Raw genomic sequence first — 12,265 nt, 5'->3', positions numbered from 1 at the left:
GTGAGGCTTTTTTCTTTGCCGTCTTTTCCTTGTCCTCCCCCCCCCAATGGCCCCTGGGGGGGTCGGGTGGGGGCACGGACCGTCCCTCCCCCCCCCCCCCCCCCCCCCCCCCCCCCCCCCAGGGCCGGGGTGAACCACGTCTACTCGCCCTGCTCCGCCTCGGGGGCCTCGGGGGCCTCGGGGGCCTCGGGGGTCTCGGGGGTCTCGGCAGCCTCGTCGTTCGCCTCGGCGCGCTTGCTCCGGGCCGGCGCCTCGGGCGGGGTGACCCCGACGGTGGCCAGGTAGCTGGTGGCCACCAGCTGACCGACGGTCGGATAGGCGCCCAGCGGCTCGGCACTCGGGCAGCCGGTCTCCTCGGCGGCGGCCCGCAGCAGCTCCGGGTCCGCCTCGGGGCCGATCACCAGCGGGGCCAGCGCCGGGCGCTGCGAACCGGTGTTCCGCAGGTGGTCGACGGCCGCGGCCACCGCACCGGGGACGTCCAGGGCCGCGGCGACGACCGGCACCGCCAGGCGCGCGGCCAGCAGCACGCCGGTGATCTCCGCCGCGGCGACGGCCTCCGGGCCGCCCACCGTGGTCAGCACGACGCCGTCGGCGGCGGTGGTGATGGCGAACAGCCGGGCGCGGTCGGCGCGGGCCAGGCCGGCCTCGGAGAGCCGGACGTGCACGGCCTCGGCGAGCAGCGGGTGCGGGCCGAGCACCTCGGTCAGCGGGGATCCGGCCTGCTCGGCGAGGTGCTGCAGCTCCGTCAGGGCGGAGTGCGGGCCGGCCAGCAGTGGCATCAGCAGCGGGGCGGGCAGCCCGGCCTCGGCGGCGGCCTGCAGCAGCTCGGCCACGCTGGGCCGGCCGGCTTCCGCGTCGCTCTCCCCGCCGTCGGCCGGCGCCGGCCCGGTCGGCGTGAGCCAACCCGCGGTCACCTCGATGCCGAGGTGCTCGCCGCGCACCACGGAGAGCAGTTCGTCCACCACTGCCACCGCCTCGGGCGTGGCCTCACCCGGAACCACGAGTACCAGCGTCGGTGCGCCGGCCGGAACCTCGGGCCGCTCGGGCCGACGGTGGCGCCCCCGCGCACGGGAGCCTGGCGTGCGGACGGGCAGAGAAGAGCCCGGGATGGCAGCAGTGCTCATGGACGGAGATCGTAGGACATCGCCGCGAGCACTCCGCAGCCGGCTGCCCAAGGTGACGGATTGTGAGGAGGTCACTGCGGAGTTGATCTTTCGGTCCCGCTGCAACGGTTGGCCTCCCTCCCCGCGTCGTTCTGCTCGGACCACTGCCGGTCACCGCCCGCTGGGCGGAAGATTGGCATATGTCCACTTATGTCTCACCAGTCACACCCGTCAGCGTGGTAATCGTTACGACATGTACACGCCCGTGCACGAGCAAACTCACATGCCGATGCACGTGCACTGGCGTTATCATCACGACAAGTGAGGCATCTGCCCTGCCCGTACGAGCCGGAGGCGGCCGGCGGCCGGAACGGTCGGGCGCCGAGTCAGTACGAGTACTCCAGGGTTTGGGAGATTTCTATGCATCACCTGTACAACGGCATGGCGGCTGCGGACCTCGACGGCGTGGTCTGGCAGAAGAGCCAGTACAGCAACTCGAAGGGGAACTGCGTGGAGCTGGCCGCCCTCCCGGGCGGTGGAGTGGCGATGCGCAACTCGCGGTTCCCGGACGGCCCAGCCCTCATCTACACCAGGGACGAGATAGCGGCCCTGCTGCTCGGGGTGAAGGACGGGGAGTTCGATCACCTGGTGAGCTGACCGGCCCGACCCGGGCAGCGCCGTCGTGGGAGTTCGCGCCGCGGCGGCGTTCGGCGTCTTCGGGCGGGCGTTCGGCGCTTCCGGGTGGGGAGGTCCCGGATGGTGCGGGTGGATGTGACGGAACGCCGCGCGGCCGCGCGGCGTTCGGTGGTCGCGGTCAGGCGGAGCGGCGGTGGCGCCCCAGCGTGACCGGCTCGCTCGGTCGGACCGGTCCGGTGAGGGTGGGCAGCTCGGCCTCGAACAGCGCCCAGACCACCTTCCCGGCCCCCGCCAGCGGGTGCCAGCCCCAGGAGCGGCTGAAGGAGTCCACCAGGTGCAGTCCCCGCCCCGACTCGGCCACGAAGTCGGCCTCCCGGGTCACCGGGCCGTCGCTGCTCGGGTCGCTGACGGCGCAGACCAGGTTGGGGGCGCGGTGCACCAGGCTTATTCGGATCGGCAGCCGGTCGTCCAGGTTCCGCCCGGGCCCGAGTTGCGTCGGGAACACCGGTCGGCCCGGGCAGCCGGTCGAACCGGCCGCGCCGGCAACGGCGTCCGCCGGGGTCGGCGCCCCGATCGCGTGCCGCAGCGCGTTGGTCACCAACTCCGAGGCCACCAGGGCGACATCGTCGAAGAGGTCGTCGAGTCCCCAGCGCAGCAAGGTGGTTCGGACGAAGTCGCGGGCGGTTCTGACCGCCTCGTAGCGGGGGGCGAGCGTGCATGTCACAACGTCAGGATCGACGGCCAGGGCCGCACCGGTGCCCATGAAGAGCTCCTCCCATAAGGGGGCGGACACGGCTGGACCCGGCGGGGTCATGCCGGTCACCTCCGACTCGCTCGGCCGCTTCGCCGCCGTGACCGGCCCGCACTCGTCCGCACACCCCCGGCCGGACGCGTCGTACGCGGCCCTGCTGAGGTGCGGAGTCGCGCGTGGGTCGACGGCGAAGCCCGCGGGACTGCCAAGGGGGTGTGCAACTGCACGTGCACCATCGTGCTCTGCGCTTACGGCAGATGCAAGAGTGGATTCACGTGCAGTCGCACTATTGGCATATGCAGGAGCCGGATGCACGTGCATCTGGCCGTGCCGATGGGTGTGCCGATGACGGTGCCGATGCAGAATTGATAGATCCGTCTGCCACTACCGGCACTGTCAGCGCCCAGTTGATGGCAGACTGTGCGCTGTTTTCCCGAGGCGGAGGTTCCCACGGCATGACCACAGTTCAGCCCGGCGGCGGCTCGATGGTGCGCCGGATCCTCCTGGGCTCCCAGCTGCGCCGGCTGCGCGAGAGCCGCAACATCACCCGTGAGGACGCCGGGTACGCGATCCGCGCCTCGGAGTCCAAGATCAGCCGGATGGAACTCGGCCGGGTCAGCTTCAAGGAGCGCGACGTCGCCGACCTGCTCAGCCTCTACGGCGTGGAGGACGGCGGCGAGCGCGAGGCGCTGCTCGGCCTGGTCCGCGAGGCCAACAAGTCCGGCTGGTGGCACAGCTTCAACGACGTGCTGCCGAACTGGTTCCAGACCTACGTGGGCCTGGAGGAGGCGGCGGCGCTGATCCGCACCTACGAGGTCCAGTTCATCCCCGGTCTGCTGCAGTCGGAGGACTACGCGCGGGCGGTTTTCGGCCAGAGTCGCCCGGTGCTCGGCGACGAGGAGATCGAGCGCCTGGTCGGCCTGCGGTTGCGCCGACAGAAGCTGCTGGCCGCCGGTCAGAGCCCGCGGCTGTGGGCGGTGATCGACGAGGCGGCGCTGCGCCGGCCGGCCGGTCGGCGGACCGAAGGTGATGCGCGGTCAGATCCAGTACCTGATCGATGTCGCCGAGCAGCCCAACGTGGTGATCCAGGTGATGCCGTTCCGGTTCGGCGCGCACGCGGGGGAGAGCGGGGCGTTCAGCATCCTGCGCTTCCCCGAGCAGGACCTGGCGGACGTGGTCTACCTGGAGCAGCTCACCAGTGCGCTCTACCTCGACAAGCGCGACGACGTGGACGCCTACGTCCAGGTGATGGAACGGCTCTGCGTGGACAGCCTCACCCCGGAGCGGACGGTCGAACTGCTGACCTCGATCCTCGCCGAGAGCTGAACGCCGAGGCCGAGCAGGGCACTCAGCGTTCGGTGGCCGGCGCGGGCACGGTGGGCCGGGCCGGTGCGTCCCGCTCCGGCGGGTTGCCCAGCTCCCAGTCCAGCCCGTAGCGGGCGAACAGGTCGGCCCGGATCGGCGACAGCGGGGTCCGCGCCCCCGGTAGCAGCAGGCCTATGCAGCCGCCCATCAGCGCGCTGCGCAGCACCGCGTGCTCGGCCGCGGGATCGGCCGCGCCCCACCCCGCCAGGACCTCCCGCAGGATCGCGCCCAGCTGCCGCTGCTCCGGGTCGTGGACGAAGGTGCCGCCGTCCGGATCCAGGATCAGCGCGAGGTGCGAGCGCATCACCCGCGGGTGGTCCAGCGCCAGCTTGAGCACGGCGTCGATGACGCAGGCCAGCCGCTGCCGTGGCGCGGCGTCCGGGCCGAGCCGGTCGAGCGCGGCGGCCAGCTCCAGGTGCATCAGCCGGTGGGTGGCCGACTGCATCAGAAGTCTTTTGCCGTCGAAGTAATAGGACACCAGGCCGCGGGCGAGGCCGGCCCGTTCCGCGATGTCCGCGAGCGTGGTGCTCGCGTATCCGTGCTGGTCGACGAGTTCGACGGTGGCGTGCATCAGTCGGCGCCGGGACCGCAGGCGCATCTCCTCGTTGACCGAATCCCCGCGGGGTGCCATCGTGTCTGCTCCGTACGTTGGTTGGCTATCGGTCAATATACTGCTGACCGGAGCCCCGACGGCGTACGTCCGAGAATGGGCGTCGGCCCGGTACGGGGGCCGGCGTCGGTCTCACCAGGACGGGGGACTGGTGAGACCGACGCCCACCGGGTGGCGAGTTCTCGCCTGCCCGGTGGGCGTCGGTGAGGGACCTGCCCGAGCCGGCTCAGACCCGCTCGGCCCCGAGCGCGGCGTCCACGGGCTCGGCGGCCCGGCGGTAGTCGTAGTCCGGCACCGGGTGCGCGGCGGCCGCCCGTCGGCGGTCCAGCAGTGCGCCGCCGGCGGTGATCAGCAGGCCGACCAGCGCGACCCCGGCGACCAGCAGCAGCGCCGGACGGTAGCCGGCCAGCTGGGCCTGCGCGGAGGTGCCGCCGTGGCTGCCCGCGGTGATCACCGCGGTGACCGCGGCCAGTCCCAGTGCGCCGCCCACCTGCATGGCCGTGTTGACCAGGCCGGAGGCCAGCCCCTGCTCGTCGTCGGCCACCCCGTCGGTGGCGGCGATGTTGGCGGAGGGGAAGGCGAGCGCGAAACCGATCCCGAGCAGCACCGTGGTCGGCACGACCAGGCCGAACATGCTGCCGTGCGTGTCCAGCCGCAGGAAGAGCAGGTAGCCGGCGAGCAGCGCCAGGACGCCGAGCGGGAGCAGCCGGCCGGTGCCGAAGCGGTCCACGATGGCGCCCATCCTGGTCGAGGAGAGCGCGACCAGCGCGCCGGCCGGCAGGAATCCGAGCGCCATCGACAGCGCCGACCAGCCGAGCAGTCGCTGCAGGTAGAGGGTGGCGAGGAACTGGAAGCCCGCGTAGCTGCCGAACAGCGTGAGCGCGGCCAGGTTGGCCCGGGCGACCGCGCCGTTGCGGAAGATCCCCAGCCGGACCAGCGGGTGCGCGGCGCGCAGCTCGATCCGCAGGAAGAGCGCGCCCAGCACGACCACCGCGAGCAGTGAGCCGATCGTCCGCGCGCTGGCCCAGCCGACGCTCTGCGCCTCGGTCACGGTGAAGACCAGCAGCAGCAGGGCGCCGGTGCCGATCACCGCGCCGGCCAGGTCGTATCCACCCTGGCCGCGTTCCGACTCGGTCGGGCGGGGGAGCAGCCGGATCGCGAAGACCAGCGCGACCAGCGCGACCGGGACCGGCATCAGGAAGGTCCACCGCCAGCCGACCGAGGTGAGCAGGCCGCTCAGCACCAACCCGAGCGAGAAGCCGCTGGCGCCGCAGGTGGTGTAGATCGACAGCGCCCGGTTGCGGGCCGGGCCCTCGGCGAAGGTGGTGGTGATGATGGAGAGGCCGGCCGGCGCGGTGAAGGCCGCGCTGACGCCCTTGAGGAAGCGGACGGCGATCAACAGCCCGCCGTCGTCCACCACCCCGCCGAGCAGCGAGGCGACGGCGAAGACGGCCAGCGCGACCAGGAAGACCCGGCGGCGGCCGAGCAGATCGGCGGCCCTGCCGCCGAGCAGCAGCAGCCCGCCGTAGCCCAGGACGTAGCCGCTGACCACCCACTGCAGGGTGGAGGTGGAGAGCTTCAGGCTGCTGCCGATGGAGGGCAGCGCGACGCCGACCATCGAGGTGTCGAGGGCGTCCAGGAACAGCGCGGCACAGAGGACGATCAGGGCTCCCCAGAGCCGCGGGGTCCAGCGGTCGGAATCAGATGGTGCGTCAGTCATTCTCCCTGGTCCGGTGGTTGGGCCGACGGTCGGTCCGGTGGTGCGGGCTGTGGTCATGCGGAGCAGACTACATGCACACGCATCCAATGCAAGCGAATATATTCTGCTTGCATTTAGTTCACGTGCATGTGTTACCGTGCGAGGGTGTCTTCACCTGACTCGGCCGAGTCGGCCGCCCTGGTCACCGAGTGGCGTGTGCTGCTGGCCCGACACGCGGCGACGACCTGTGCCCTCGATCGCGAGCTGGGGGAGCGGCACGGGCTCGGCATGAGCGACTTCGAGGTGCTGGAGCGGTTGGCCGAGGCGCCGGCGGAGGTCGGCGCCAAGCTGCGCGTGCAGGAGCTCGCCGACAAGGTGCACCTGAGCCAGAGCGCGCTCTCCCGGCTGGTCGGCCGGCTGGAGAAGGCCGGGCTGATCGAGCGGGTGATGTGCGACCTCGACCGGCGCGGCGTCTACGTCTCGCTCTCGCCGCTCGGCCGGGACCGCTACGAGGCTGCCCGCCCGCTCCAACGCGAGGTGCTGGCCAGGATGTTGACGCCAAGTCAGGTCGAGGAGAGCGGCTGCGGGTGAACCGCCGGCTCAGCGCAGCGCGGTGAGCCCCGGTGCTACGGCCAGCGCCAGCACGGCGGCCGGCGCCGCCAGCGCGACCGCCGTCAGCCCCAACCGGTCCGGTACCGACAGCCGCGGCTCGCCGGCCAGCAGCCGATCCACCCGCCGTGGCGCCTGGGCCAGTTGGCCCGGTGCCGGGCAGGTCCCGAACACCCCGCGTCCGGCGTTGAGTTCGACCATCGCGGTGGCGGTGGTGAACCGTCCGTGCCGGCGCGCCGCGCGGTCGTCCGCGGCCAGCTCCACCAACTCGCCCACCTGGTCCCGGAACGCGCTGAACACCCCGACCCCGGGGAACCCGGCCGCCAGCGCCTCCGCGCAACTGGCCAGCCAGTGGTGCCGGGCCCGGACGTGGCCGCGCTCGTGGCTCAGCACCGCGGCCAACTCCCGGTCGGTGAGCCGGTGCAGCGCTCCGGTGGTGACCACCAGCCGGGCCCCGGCGCCCGGCAGTGACCAGGCCTCCGGCCGGACGTCTTCCAGCACGACCAACCGCTCACGCTGCCCGGGGAGTTGACCGATCCCGGCGGGGAGCTCCGGTGCCCGGTGCGAGAGTTCGGCGTGCCGGTGGTCGCGCTCCGCCCGGGCCGTGCGCAGCTCCCGGGCCAGCGACAGCGCGGTCCGCAGCCCGCCCAGTGCCAGCAGTGCCGTGCAGAACCGACCCCAACCCTCCGCGTCGGCCAGCCCGTAGGCCGCCTCGACCCCGTGCGGCGCGCCGGTGAAGAGCAGCGCGCGCACCTGGGGCAGCGCGGCCGACAGCGCCAGCAGCAGGCTCAGCACGCAGCACAGCAGCACCGCGGCCACCAGGCACTGCCACACGCACAGGGCCAGCACCGGCTCGCGGCGGGCCCAGTTGGCCCGGACCAGCAGGGCCGGTCCGGCGGTGGAGAACAGCACACCGAGCAGCAGCAGGCCGAGCAGGGCCGTCATGGCAGGGGCTCCCCCGGGGAGAACGCGACAGTACGCCGTGGCTCAATCTAGGTGCTCCCAGCGCGCCGAGGAACACCCCGTCCGGCGCAGTGACCAACGCCACGCGCCCCCGCGGCACGGGTCGTCGGCGGGTCGGCGAGCCGGCTGTCAGAGGGTCAGCAGCATCGCGAACATGCCGACGCCCATGGCGAGTCGGCAGGCCTGAGGGAGGGCCGCGGCGGTCAGCAGCGATCCCGGCCGGGGGCCGCCCGGGGCCGGAGCGGCGGCGGCCGGATGACCAGTCGCGGTGAGCAGCCGGCTGCCGGTCCAGAGCGCGAAGCAGCCGAAGTAGAGCAGCAGCAGGCCGGTCAGCGGCGGCACGCCCACCGGCATCACCATGCCGGACTCCGCCGGGTGCGGGCTCCGGCCCATCGCCAGCGCCATGTAGCCCATCGCCAGCGCGCCGACCGCGTGGTGCAGCCGGTGCGCCCGCAGCCCGGGCGATCCCGGCCGGCCCGCGGCGGCCACCAGGAAGACCGCGCCGAGCAGGCCGAACAGCCCGCCCCAGAGCGGCGCCGGCAGCCGGTCACCGCCCAGCACCATGGCCGCCATGCCGAGCGCCATCACGGCCTCGGCCGCGTCCGACTCGCGGCTCGCCCGGTGCCTGCCCGCGGCGCCGGCGCGCAGCCGGGCCAGGCAGAAGGCGCCGGTGGTGGCGGCCAGCAGGACCAGCAGCCAGCTGAGGACGGCTGGACCGGGCATCGGTCCCCCTGTTCACCGGGCGAATGGGGCTACCGACCACGATCACCGGTCACCCGCCGGGCAGCTAGGGCGCGCACCGGGGCGCATGGGAGTGCACCGTTCTGTATAGCGGGTCACGCGCGCCCAGGGCGCCGCCGTCCGGTCGGGCGCCCCACGGTGTGCAGGTTCTCTCATCGGCCCCCCCTTGAACAGGAGAACCTTTCGTCCTTATCGTGTCCTTGACTCAATACCTCCTGTCGAAGTAGGTCTCCCATGCAGAATCTTTCGCCGAGGCTCGCTGCGGCGGCCGATCTTCCCTCCGACTCCCTGGCCGACCACCCGGCGTGGCTGCGGCTGAAGCAGGCCGTCGAGGCGCTCCGCCCGCTGCAGTCCAAGGACGGCTCGATCGACCTGGCCGCCATCGACCGGCAGACCGTCGACCCGCTGCTGGACACGGTTCTCGCCTCGATCGCGGAACTCGCGCCGCTCTTCCCGCACGACGCGGCCTACCTCGACGCCGTCCAGGCCGACCTGCGCAAGTGGGCCGAGACCGGTTACCGGGAGCCCGACTTCCTCGACTCGCTGTTGGCCTTCCAGCCGGCCGCCGAGCGCGTCGACGGGCTGGCCCACCTGGTGGTCTTCCCGATGTACACGCAGAACGGCAACCCGGACCGCAACCTGGAGGCCGTGCTGCTCAACGTGGTCTGGCCGGAGTGGCTGGCCGAGCTGGAGCGGACCCGTTTCGACAACCCGATGTTCGTGCCGATCACCTTCACGGACTTCACCGCCGGCTACGACACCAACTCCGCGGTGCTCTTCCCGGAGACCGTCGCGGTCCGCCAGGCGCCCGAGCGCTTCACCTGGGGCGGCATCTTCTGCGACCGCGAGGCCGCCCGGTTCCGCGCGGTCTCCGGCGCCGCCGTCGAGCTGCTCGGCCTGGAGATCCCGGCCGACGCCGCCGCGCTGATCACCGACCAGCAGCGGGCCCAGCAGACCTTCGTGCTCTGGGACCTGGTGCACGACCGCACCCACAGCCACGGTGACCTGCCGTTCGACCCCTTCATGATCAAGCAGCGCAGCCCGTTCTGGATGTACGGCCTCGAGGAGCTGCGCTGCGACCTGACCGCCTTCAAGGAGGCCGTCCGGCTGGAGGCCGAGGGCTACGAGCAGGGCCGCGACGTGCAGTACGCGATCCTCTTCGACCGGATGTTCCGCTTCCCGGTCACCGGCGGCCGGGTCCGCAACTACGACGGGCTGGGCGGTCAGCTGCTCTTCGCCTACCTGCACCAGCACGACGCGCTGCGCTGGCGCGACAACAAGCTCAGCATCGACTGGACGCGGGTCGCCGAGGTGACCAACGCGCTCTGCGGCGAGATCGAGGACCTCTACCGGGCCGGCATCGACCGCCCGAAGACCGCGCACTGGATCGCCGCCTACCAGCTGGTCTCCCGCTACCTCACCCCGCACCCGGCGTCCACCTGGGCCAAGGGCCCGGAGGCCCTGCCGCTGGACGTCACCGAACCGAAGGCGCTGAACAAGGCGCTCTGCGACGTGGTGCTGCCCGACGAGTTCCCGCTCAGCATGTTCTTCGAGGCCCTCTCGAAGAAGCTCGGCGGCGTCATCGCGGCCACCACCGGCATCACGGGCGCCGGCCTGCAGGAGGCCGCGGCATGAGCGACCTCACCGGCAAGGTCGTCGCGGTGGCCGGTGCCACCGGTCCGGCCGGGCGCGCCACGCTGCGCCGCCTGGCCGCGGCCGGCGCCACCGTCGTCGCGGCCGGCAGCGACCCGCAGCGGCTGGACGCGGCCACCGACGCGGTACGGGCCACCGTCCCCGGCGCCCGGATCAGCGGCCAGGTGATCGACCTGCTCGACCCGCAGGAGGTGCACGACTGGGCCGACCACCTGGAGTCCGAGCACGGCCGGGTCGACGGCGTGTTCCACCTGGTCGGCGGCTGGCGCGGGAGCAAGACCTTCCACGACAGCCGGATCGACGACTGGGACTGGCTGCACGACCGGGTGGTCCGCACCCTGCAGCACACCTCGCTGGCCTTCCAGCCCGCGCTGCTGCGCAGCGAGGCCGGCCGGTACGCGATGATCTCGGCCACCGCGGCGCACAAGCCCACCGCGGGTGGCGCCGCCTACGCCGCGGCCAAGGCCGCCAGCGAGGCCTGGACGCTCTCGATGGCGCACTCCTTCGTCAAGCAGACGACCGCCGAGGACGGCGCGCCCACCGCGGCGGCTGTCATCCTGGTCATCAAGGCGCTGGTCACGCCCGAGATGCGCGCCGAGCGCCCGGACGCGGCCTTCGCCGGATTCACCGACACCGCGGACCTCGCGGACTCCCTGGCGGGTCTCTGGGAGCGATCCGCCGCCGAACTGAACGGACAGCACCTGTGGCTGACAGCCCGATGAGCACCACCTCCGGCACGGACGCCGTGCGGCGGCACGACCCCGCCGTACGGGGGTTCGCCAGCGACAACTACGCCGGCGTCCACCCGGAGATCCTCGCCGCGATAGCCCTGGCCAACGGCGGGCACCAGATCGCGTACGGCGAGGACCAGTACACCGAGCACCTGCAGAGCGTCTTCCAGCGGCACTTCGGCGAGCAGGCCGAGGCGTACCCCGTCTTCAACGGCACCGGCGCCAACGTGGTCGCGCTGCAGTCGCTGCTGCCGCGCTGGGGCGCGGTGATCGCGGCCGAGAGCGCGCACATCAACGTGGACGAGTGCGGGGCCCCGGAGAAGATCGCCGGGATCAAGCTGCTCACCGTGCCGACCCCGGACGGCAAGCTCACCCCCGAGCTGATCGACCAGCAGGCCTGGGGCTGGGGTGACGAGCACCGGGCCCAGCCACTGGCCGTCTCGATCACCCAGAGCACCGAGCTGGGCACCCTCTACACGGTGGAGGAGGTCCGGGCGATCTGCGAGCACGCGCACGAGCGCGGCATGCTCGTGCACATGGACGGCTCGCGGCTGGCCAACGCGGCGGCCTCGCTCGACCGTCCGTTCCGGGAGTTCACCACCGATGCCGGGGTGGACGTGCTCTCCTTCGGCGGCACCAAGAACGGCCTGCTCTTCGGCGAGGTCGTGGTGGTGCTCAACCCGGAGAAGGTCCGGAACATCAAGTACCTGCGCAAGATGTCGATGCAGCTCGCTTCGAAGATGCGTTTCGCCTCGGTGCAGTTCGAGGCGCTGCTCAGCGGGGACCTCTGGCTGCGCAACGCCGGCCACGCCAACGCCATGGCGAAGCGGCTGGAGGGGGCGGTCCAGCGGATCGACGGCGTGACCGTGGTCCGCCCGGTGCAGGCCAACGCCGTCTTCGCGGTGCTCCCGCGCGAGGTCAGCGAGCGGTTGCAGAAGCGCTACCGCTTCTACTTCTGGAACGAGCACACGGGCGAGGTGCGCTGGATGTCGGCCTTCGACACCACGGAGGCCGACATCGACGCCTTCGCGGCCGCCATTGCGGAGGAGATGGGCCGGTAGGTCCGAACGCTTCGCTGGTCTCCTCGAACCGGTCCCGGGCGACTGCCCGGGGCCGGTTTGACTTCGTTGATCGATCTCCGTAACGTTCTCCGGGTTGCCCCGGCCGCCTGGTGGTGGTGGGAGAGCGACAACCCCCCCGATTGTGCGATGAGCATTCGGTTTCCGCATGTCCTTTTCGAAGGAAAGTGCGGTGCGGAAACTCTGGTAGAGTCGGGGCAGCGGAAAGCCGGAAGGCCGGAAGCGAAATTGCGGGAAGTGAGTCGGGAAAGAGCCGCGGGAAACAGTGCGGATCGGGTCTGATAAGCTGAATGCAGAACGAACGAAACGCCCGGAGGGCCTGCGA

At 72.1% G+C, this 12,265-nt stretch carries 11 protein-coding genes and 1 pseudogene; 6 read left to right on the top strand and 6 right to left on the bottom strand.

Features of this window, described 5'->3' with window-relative positions; translation table 11 throughout:
- Positions 1-140 precede the first annotated feature (140 nt).
- Positions 141-1,124: a sirohydrochlorin chelatase family protein gene (locus tag ACZ38L_RS26660; RefSeq protein ID WP_465697880.1), complete on the bottom strand. Its 984-nt coding sequence runs from the start codon at positions 1,122-1,124 to the stop codon at positions 141-143.
- Positions 1,125-1,523: 399 nt separating this feature from the next.
- Here ACZ38L_RS26660 and ACZ38L_RS26655 point away from each other — a divergent pair, with 399 nt between their 5' ends.
- Positions 1,524-1,760, top strand: coding sequence for a DUF397 domain-containing protein (locus tag ACZ38L_RS26655; protein WP_396568416.1), 237 nt, complete (start codon positions 1,524-1,526; stop codon positions 1,758-1,760).
- 157 nt (positions 1,761-1,917) lie between these two features.
- Here ACZ38L_RS26655 and ACZ38L_RS26650 read toward each other — a convergent pair whose 3' ends face one another.
- Positions 1,918-2,502: an ATP-binding protein gene (locus ACZ38L_RS26650; protein ID WP_465697877.1), complete on the bottom strand. Its 585-nt coding sequence runs from the start codon at positions 2,500-2,502 to the stop codon at positions 1,918-1,920.
- A 443-nt stretch (positions 2,503-2,945) separates the two neighbouring features.
- On the opposite strand from ACZ38L_RS26650, the pseudogene ACZ38L_RS26645 reads away from it, so the two are divergent.
- Positions 2,946-3,816, top strand: a pseudogene (locus ACZ38L_RS26645) (helix-turn-helix domain-containing protein).
- 22 nt (positions 3,817-3,838) lie between these two features.
- On the opposite strand, the gene ACZ38L_RS26640 reads toward ACZ38L_RS26645, so the two are convergent.
- Positions 3,839-4,486 carry a TetR/AcrR family transcriptional regulator gene (locus tag ACZ38L_RS26640; protein WP_465697875.1) on the bottom strand — a complete coding sequence of 216 codons (648 nt, stop codon included), beginning with the start codon at positions 4,484-4,486 and terminating at the stop codon, positions 3,839-3,841.
- A 205-nt stretch (positions 4,487-4,691) separates the two neighbouring features.
- Complete coding sequence (locus tag ACZ38L_RS26635; protein WP_465697873.1) at positions 4,692-6,185, bottom strand: MFS transporter; 1,494 nt, start codon at positions 6,183-6,185, stop codon at positions 4,692-4,694.
- Positions 6,186-6,329: 144 nt separating this feature from the next.
- On the opposite strand from ACZ38L_RS26635, the gene ACZ38L_RS26630 reads away from it, so the two are divergent.
- Positions 6,330-6,755, top strand: coding sequence for a MarR family winged helix-turn-helix transcriptional regulator (locus ACZ38L_RS26630; protein ID WP_465697871.1), 426 nt, complete (start codon positions 6,330-6,332; stop codon positions 6,753-6,755).
- A 9-nt stretch (positions 6,756-6,764) separates the two neighbouring features.
- Here ACZ38L_RS26630 and ACZ38L_RS26625 read toward each other — a convergent pair whose 3' ends face one another.
- The gene (locus tag ACZ38L_RS26625; protein ID WP_465697869.1) at positions 6,765-7,718 is read right to left on the bottom strand and encodes a M56 family metallopeptidase; all 954 of its coding nucleotides are present in this window, start codon (positions 7,716-7,718) and stop codon (positions 6,765-6,767) included.
- 147 nt (positions 7,719-7,865) lie between these two features.
- On the bottom strand, positions 7,866-8,459 hold the full coding sequence (locus ACZ38L_RS26620; protein ID WP_465697867.1) for a DUF5134 domain-containing protein: 594 nt from the start codon (positions 8,457-8,459) through the stop codon (positions 7,866-7,868).
- Between the two features lie 252 nt (positions 8,460-8,711).
- On the opposite strand from ACZ38L_RS26620, the gene ACZ38L_RS26615 reads away from it, so the two are divergent.
- The 3 genes from ACZ38L_RS26615 to ACZ38L_RS26605 are packed head-to-tail and all read left to right on the top strand — an operon-like array spanning position 8,712 to position 11,922.
- Positions 8,712-10,112, top strand: a complete 1,401-nt coding sequence (locus ACZ38L_RS26615) for a DUF6421 family protein (RefSeq protein ID WP_465697865.1) — start codon at positions 8,712-8,714, stop codon at positions 10,110-10,112.
- Positions 10,109-10,852 (top strand): SDR family NAD(P)-dependent oxidoreductase, encoded by a 744-nt coding sequence (locus tag ACZ38L_RS26610; RefSeq protein WP_396568407.1) that lies wholly within the window; start codon positions 10,109-10,111, stop codon positions 10,850-10,852. The genes ACZ38L_RS26615 and ACZ38L_RS26610 overlap by 4 nt, the downstream gene beginning before the upstream one ends.
- The gene (locus ACZ38L_RS26605) at positions 10,849-11,922 is read left to right on the top strand and encodes a threonine aldolase family protein (RefSeq protein ID WP_465697863.1); all 1,074 of its coding nucleotides are present in this window, start codon (positions 10,849-10,851) and stop codon (positions 11,920-11,922) included. Before ACZ38L_RS26610 ends, ACZ38L_RS26605 begins: the two co-directional genes overlap by 4 nt.
- Positions 11,923-12,265 lie beyond the last annotated feature (343 nt).

The organism is Kitasatospora sp. NPDC024654 (assembly GCF_055559155.1).
Note: the sequence above shows the minus strand (reverse complement) of the source record. Positions and strands in the feature narration are given on the sequence as shown.

Bases quoted from the DNA above. Each gene is read 5' to 3' on its own strand.
- ACZ38L_RS26655 (WP_396568416.1), top strand. From the start codon at position 1,524: ATGCATCACCTGTACAACGGCATGGCGGCTGCGGACCTCGACGGCGTG.
- ACZ38L_RS26660 (WP_465697880.1), bottom strand. From the start codon at position 1,124: ATGAGCACTGCTGCCATCCCGGGCTCTTCTCTGCCCGTCCGCACGCCA.
- ACZ38L_RS26610 (WP_396568407.1), top strand. From the start codon at position 10,109: ATGAGCGACCTCACCGGCAAGGTCGTCGCGGTGGCCGGTGCCACCGGT.
- ACZ38L_RS26615 (WP_465697865.1), top strand. From the start codon at position 8,712: ATGCAGAATCTTTCGCCGAGGCTCGCTGCGGCGGCCGATCTTCCCTCC.
- ACZ38L_RS26635 (WP_465697873.1), bottom strand. From the start codon at position 6,185: ATGACTGACGCACCATCTGATTCCGACCGCTGGACCCCGCGGCTCTGG.
- ACZ38L_RS26605 (WP_465697863.1), top strand. From the start codon at position 10,849: ATGAGCACCACCTCCGGCACGGACGCCGTGCGGCGGCACGACCCCGCC.
- ACZ38L_RS26650 (WP_465697877.1), bottom strand. From the start codon at position 2,502: ATGGGCACCGGTGCGGCCCTGGCCGTCGATCCTGACGTTGTGACATGC.
- ACZ38L_RS26640 (WP_465697875.1), bottom strand. From the start codon at position 4,486: ATGGCACCCCGCGGGGATTCGGTCAACGAGGAGATGCGCCTGCGGTCC.
- ACZ38L_RS26620 (WP_465697867.1), bottom strand. From the start codon at position 8,459: ATGCCCGGTCCAGCCGTCCTCAGCTGGCTGCTGGTCCTGCTGGCCGCC.
- ACZ38L_RS26625 (WP_465697869.1), bottom strand. From the start codon at position 7,718: ATGACGGCCCTGCTCGGCCTGCTGCTGCTCGGTGTGCTGTTCTCCACC.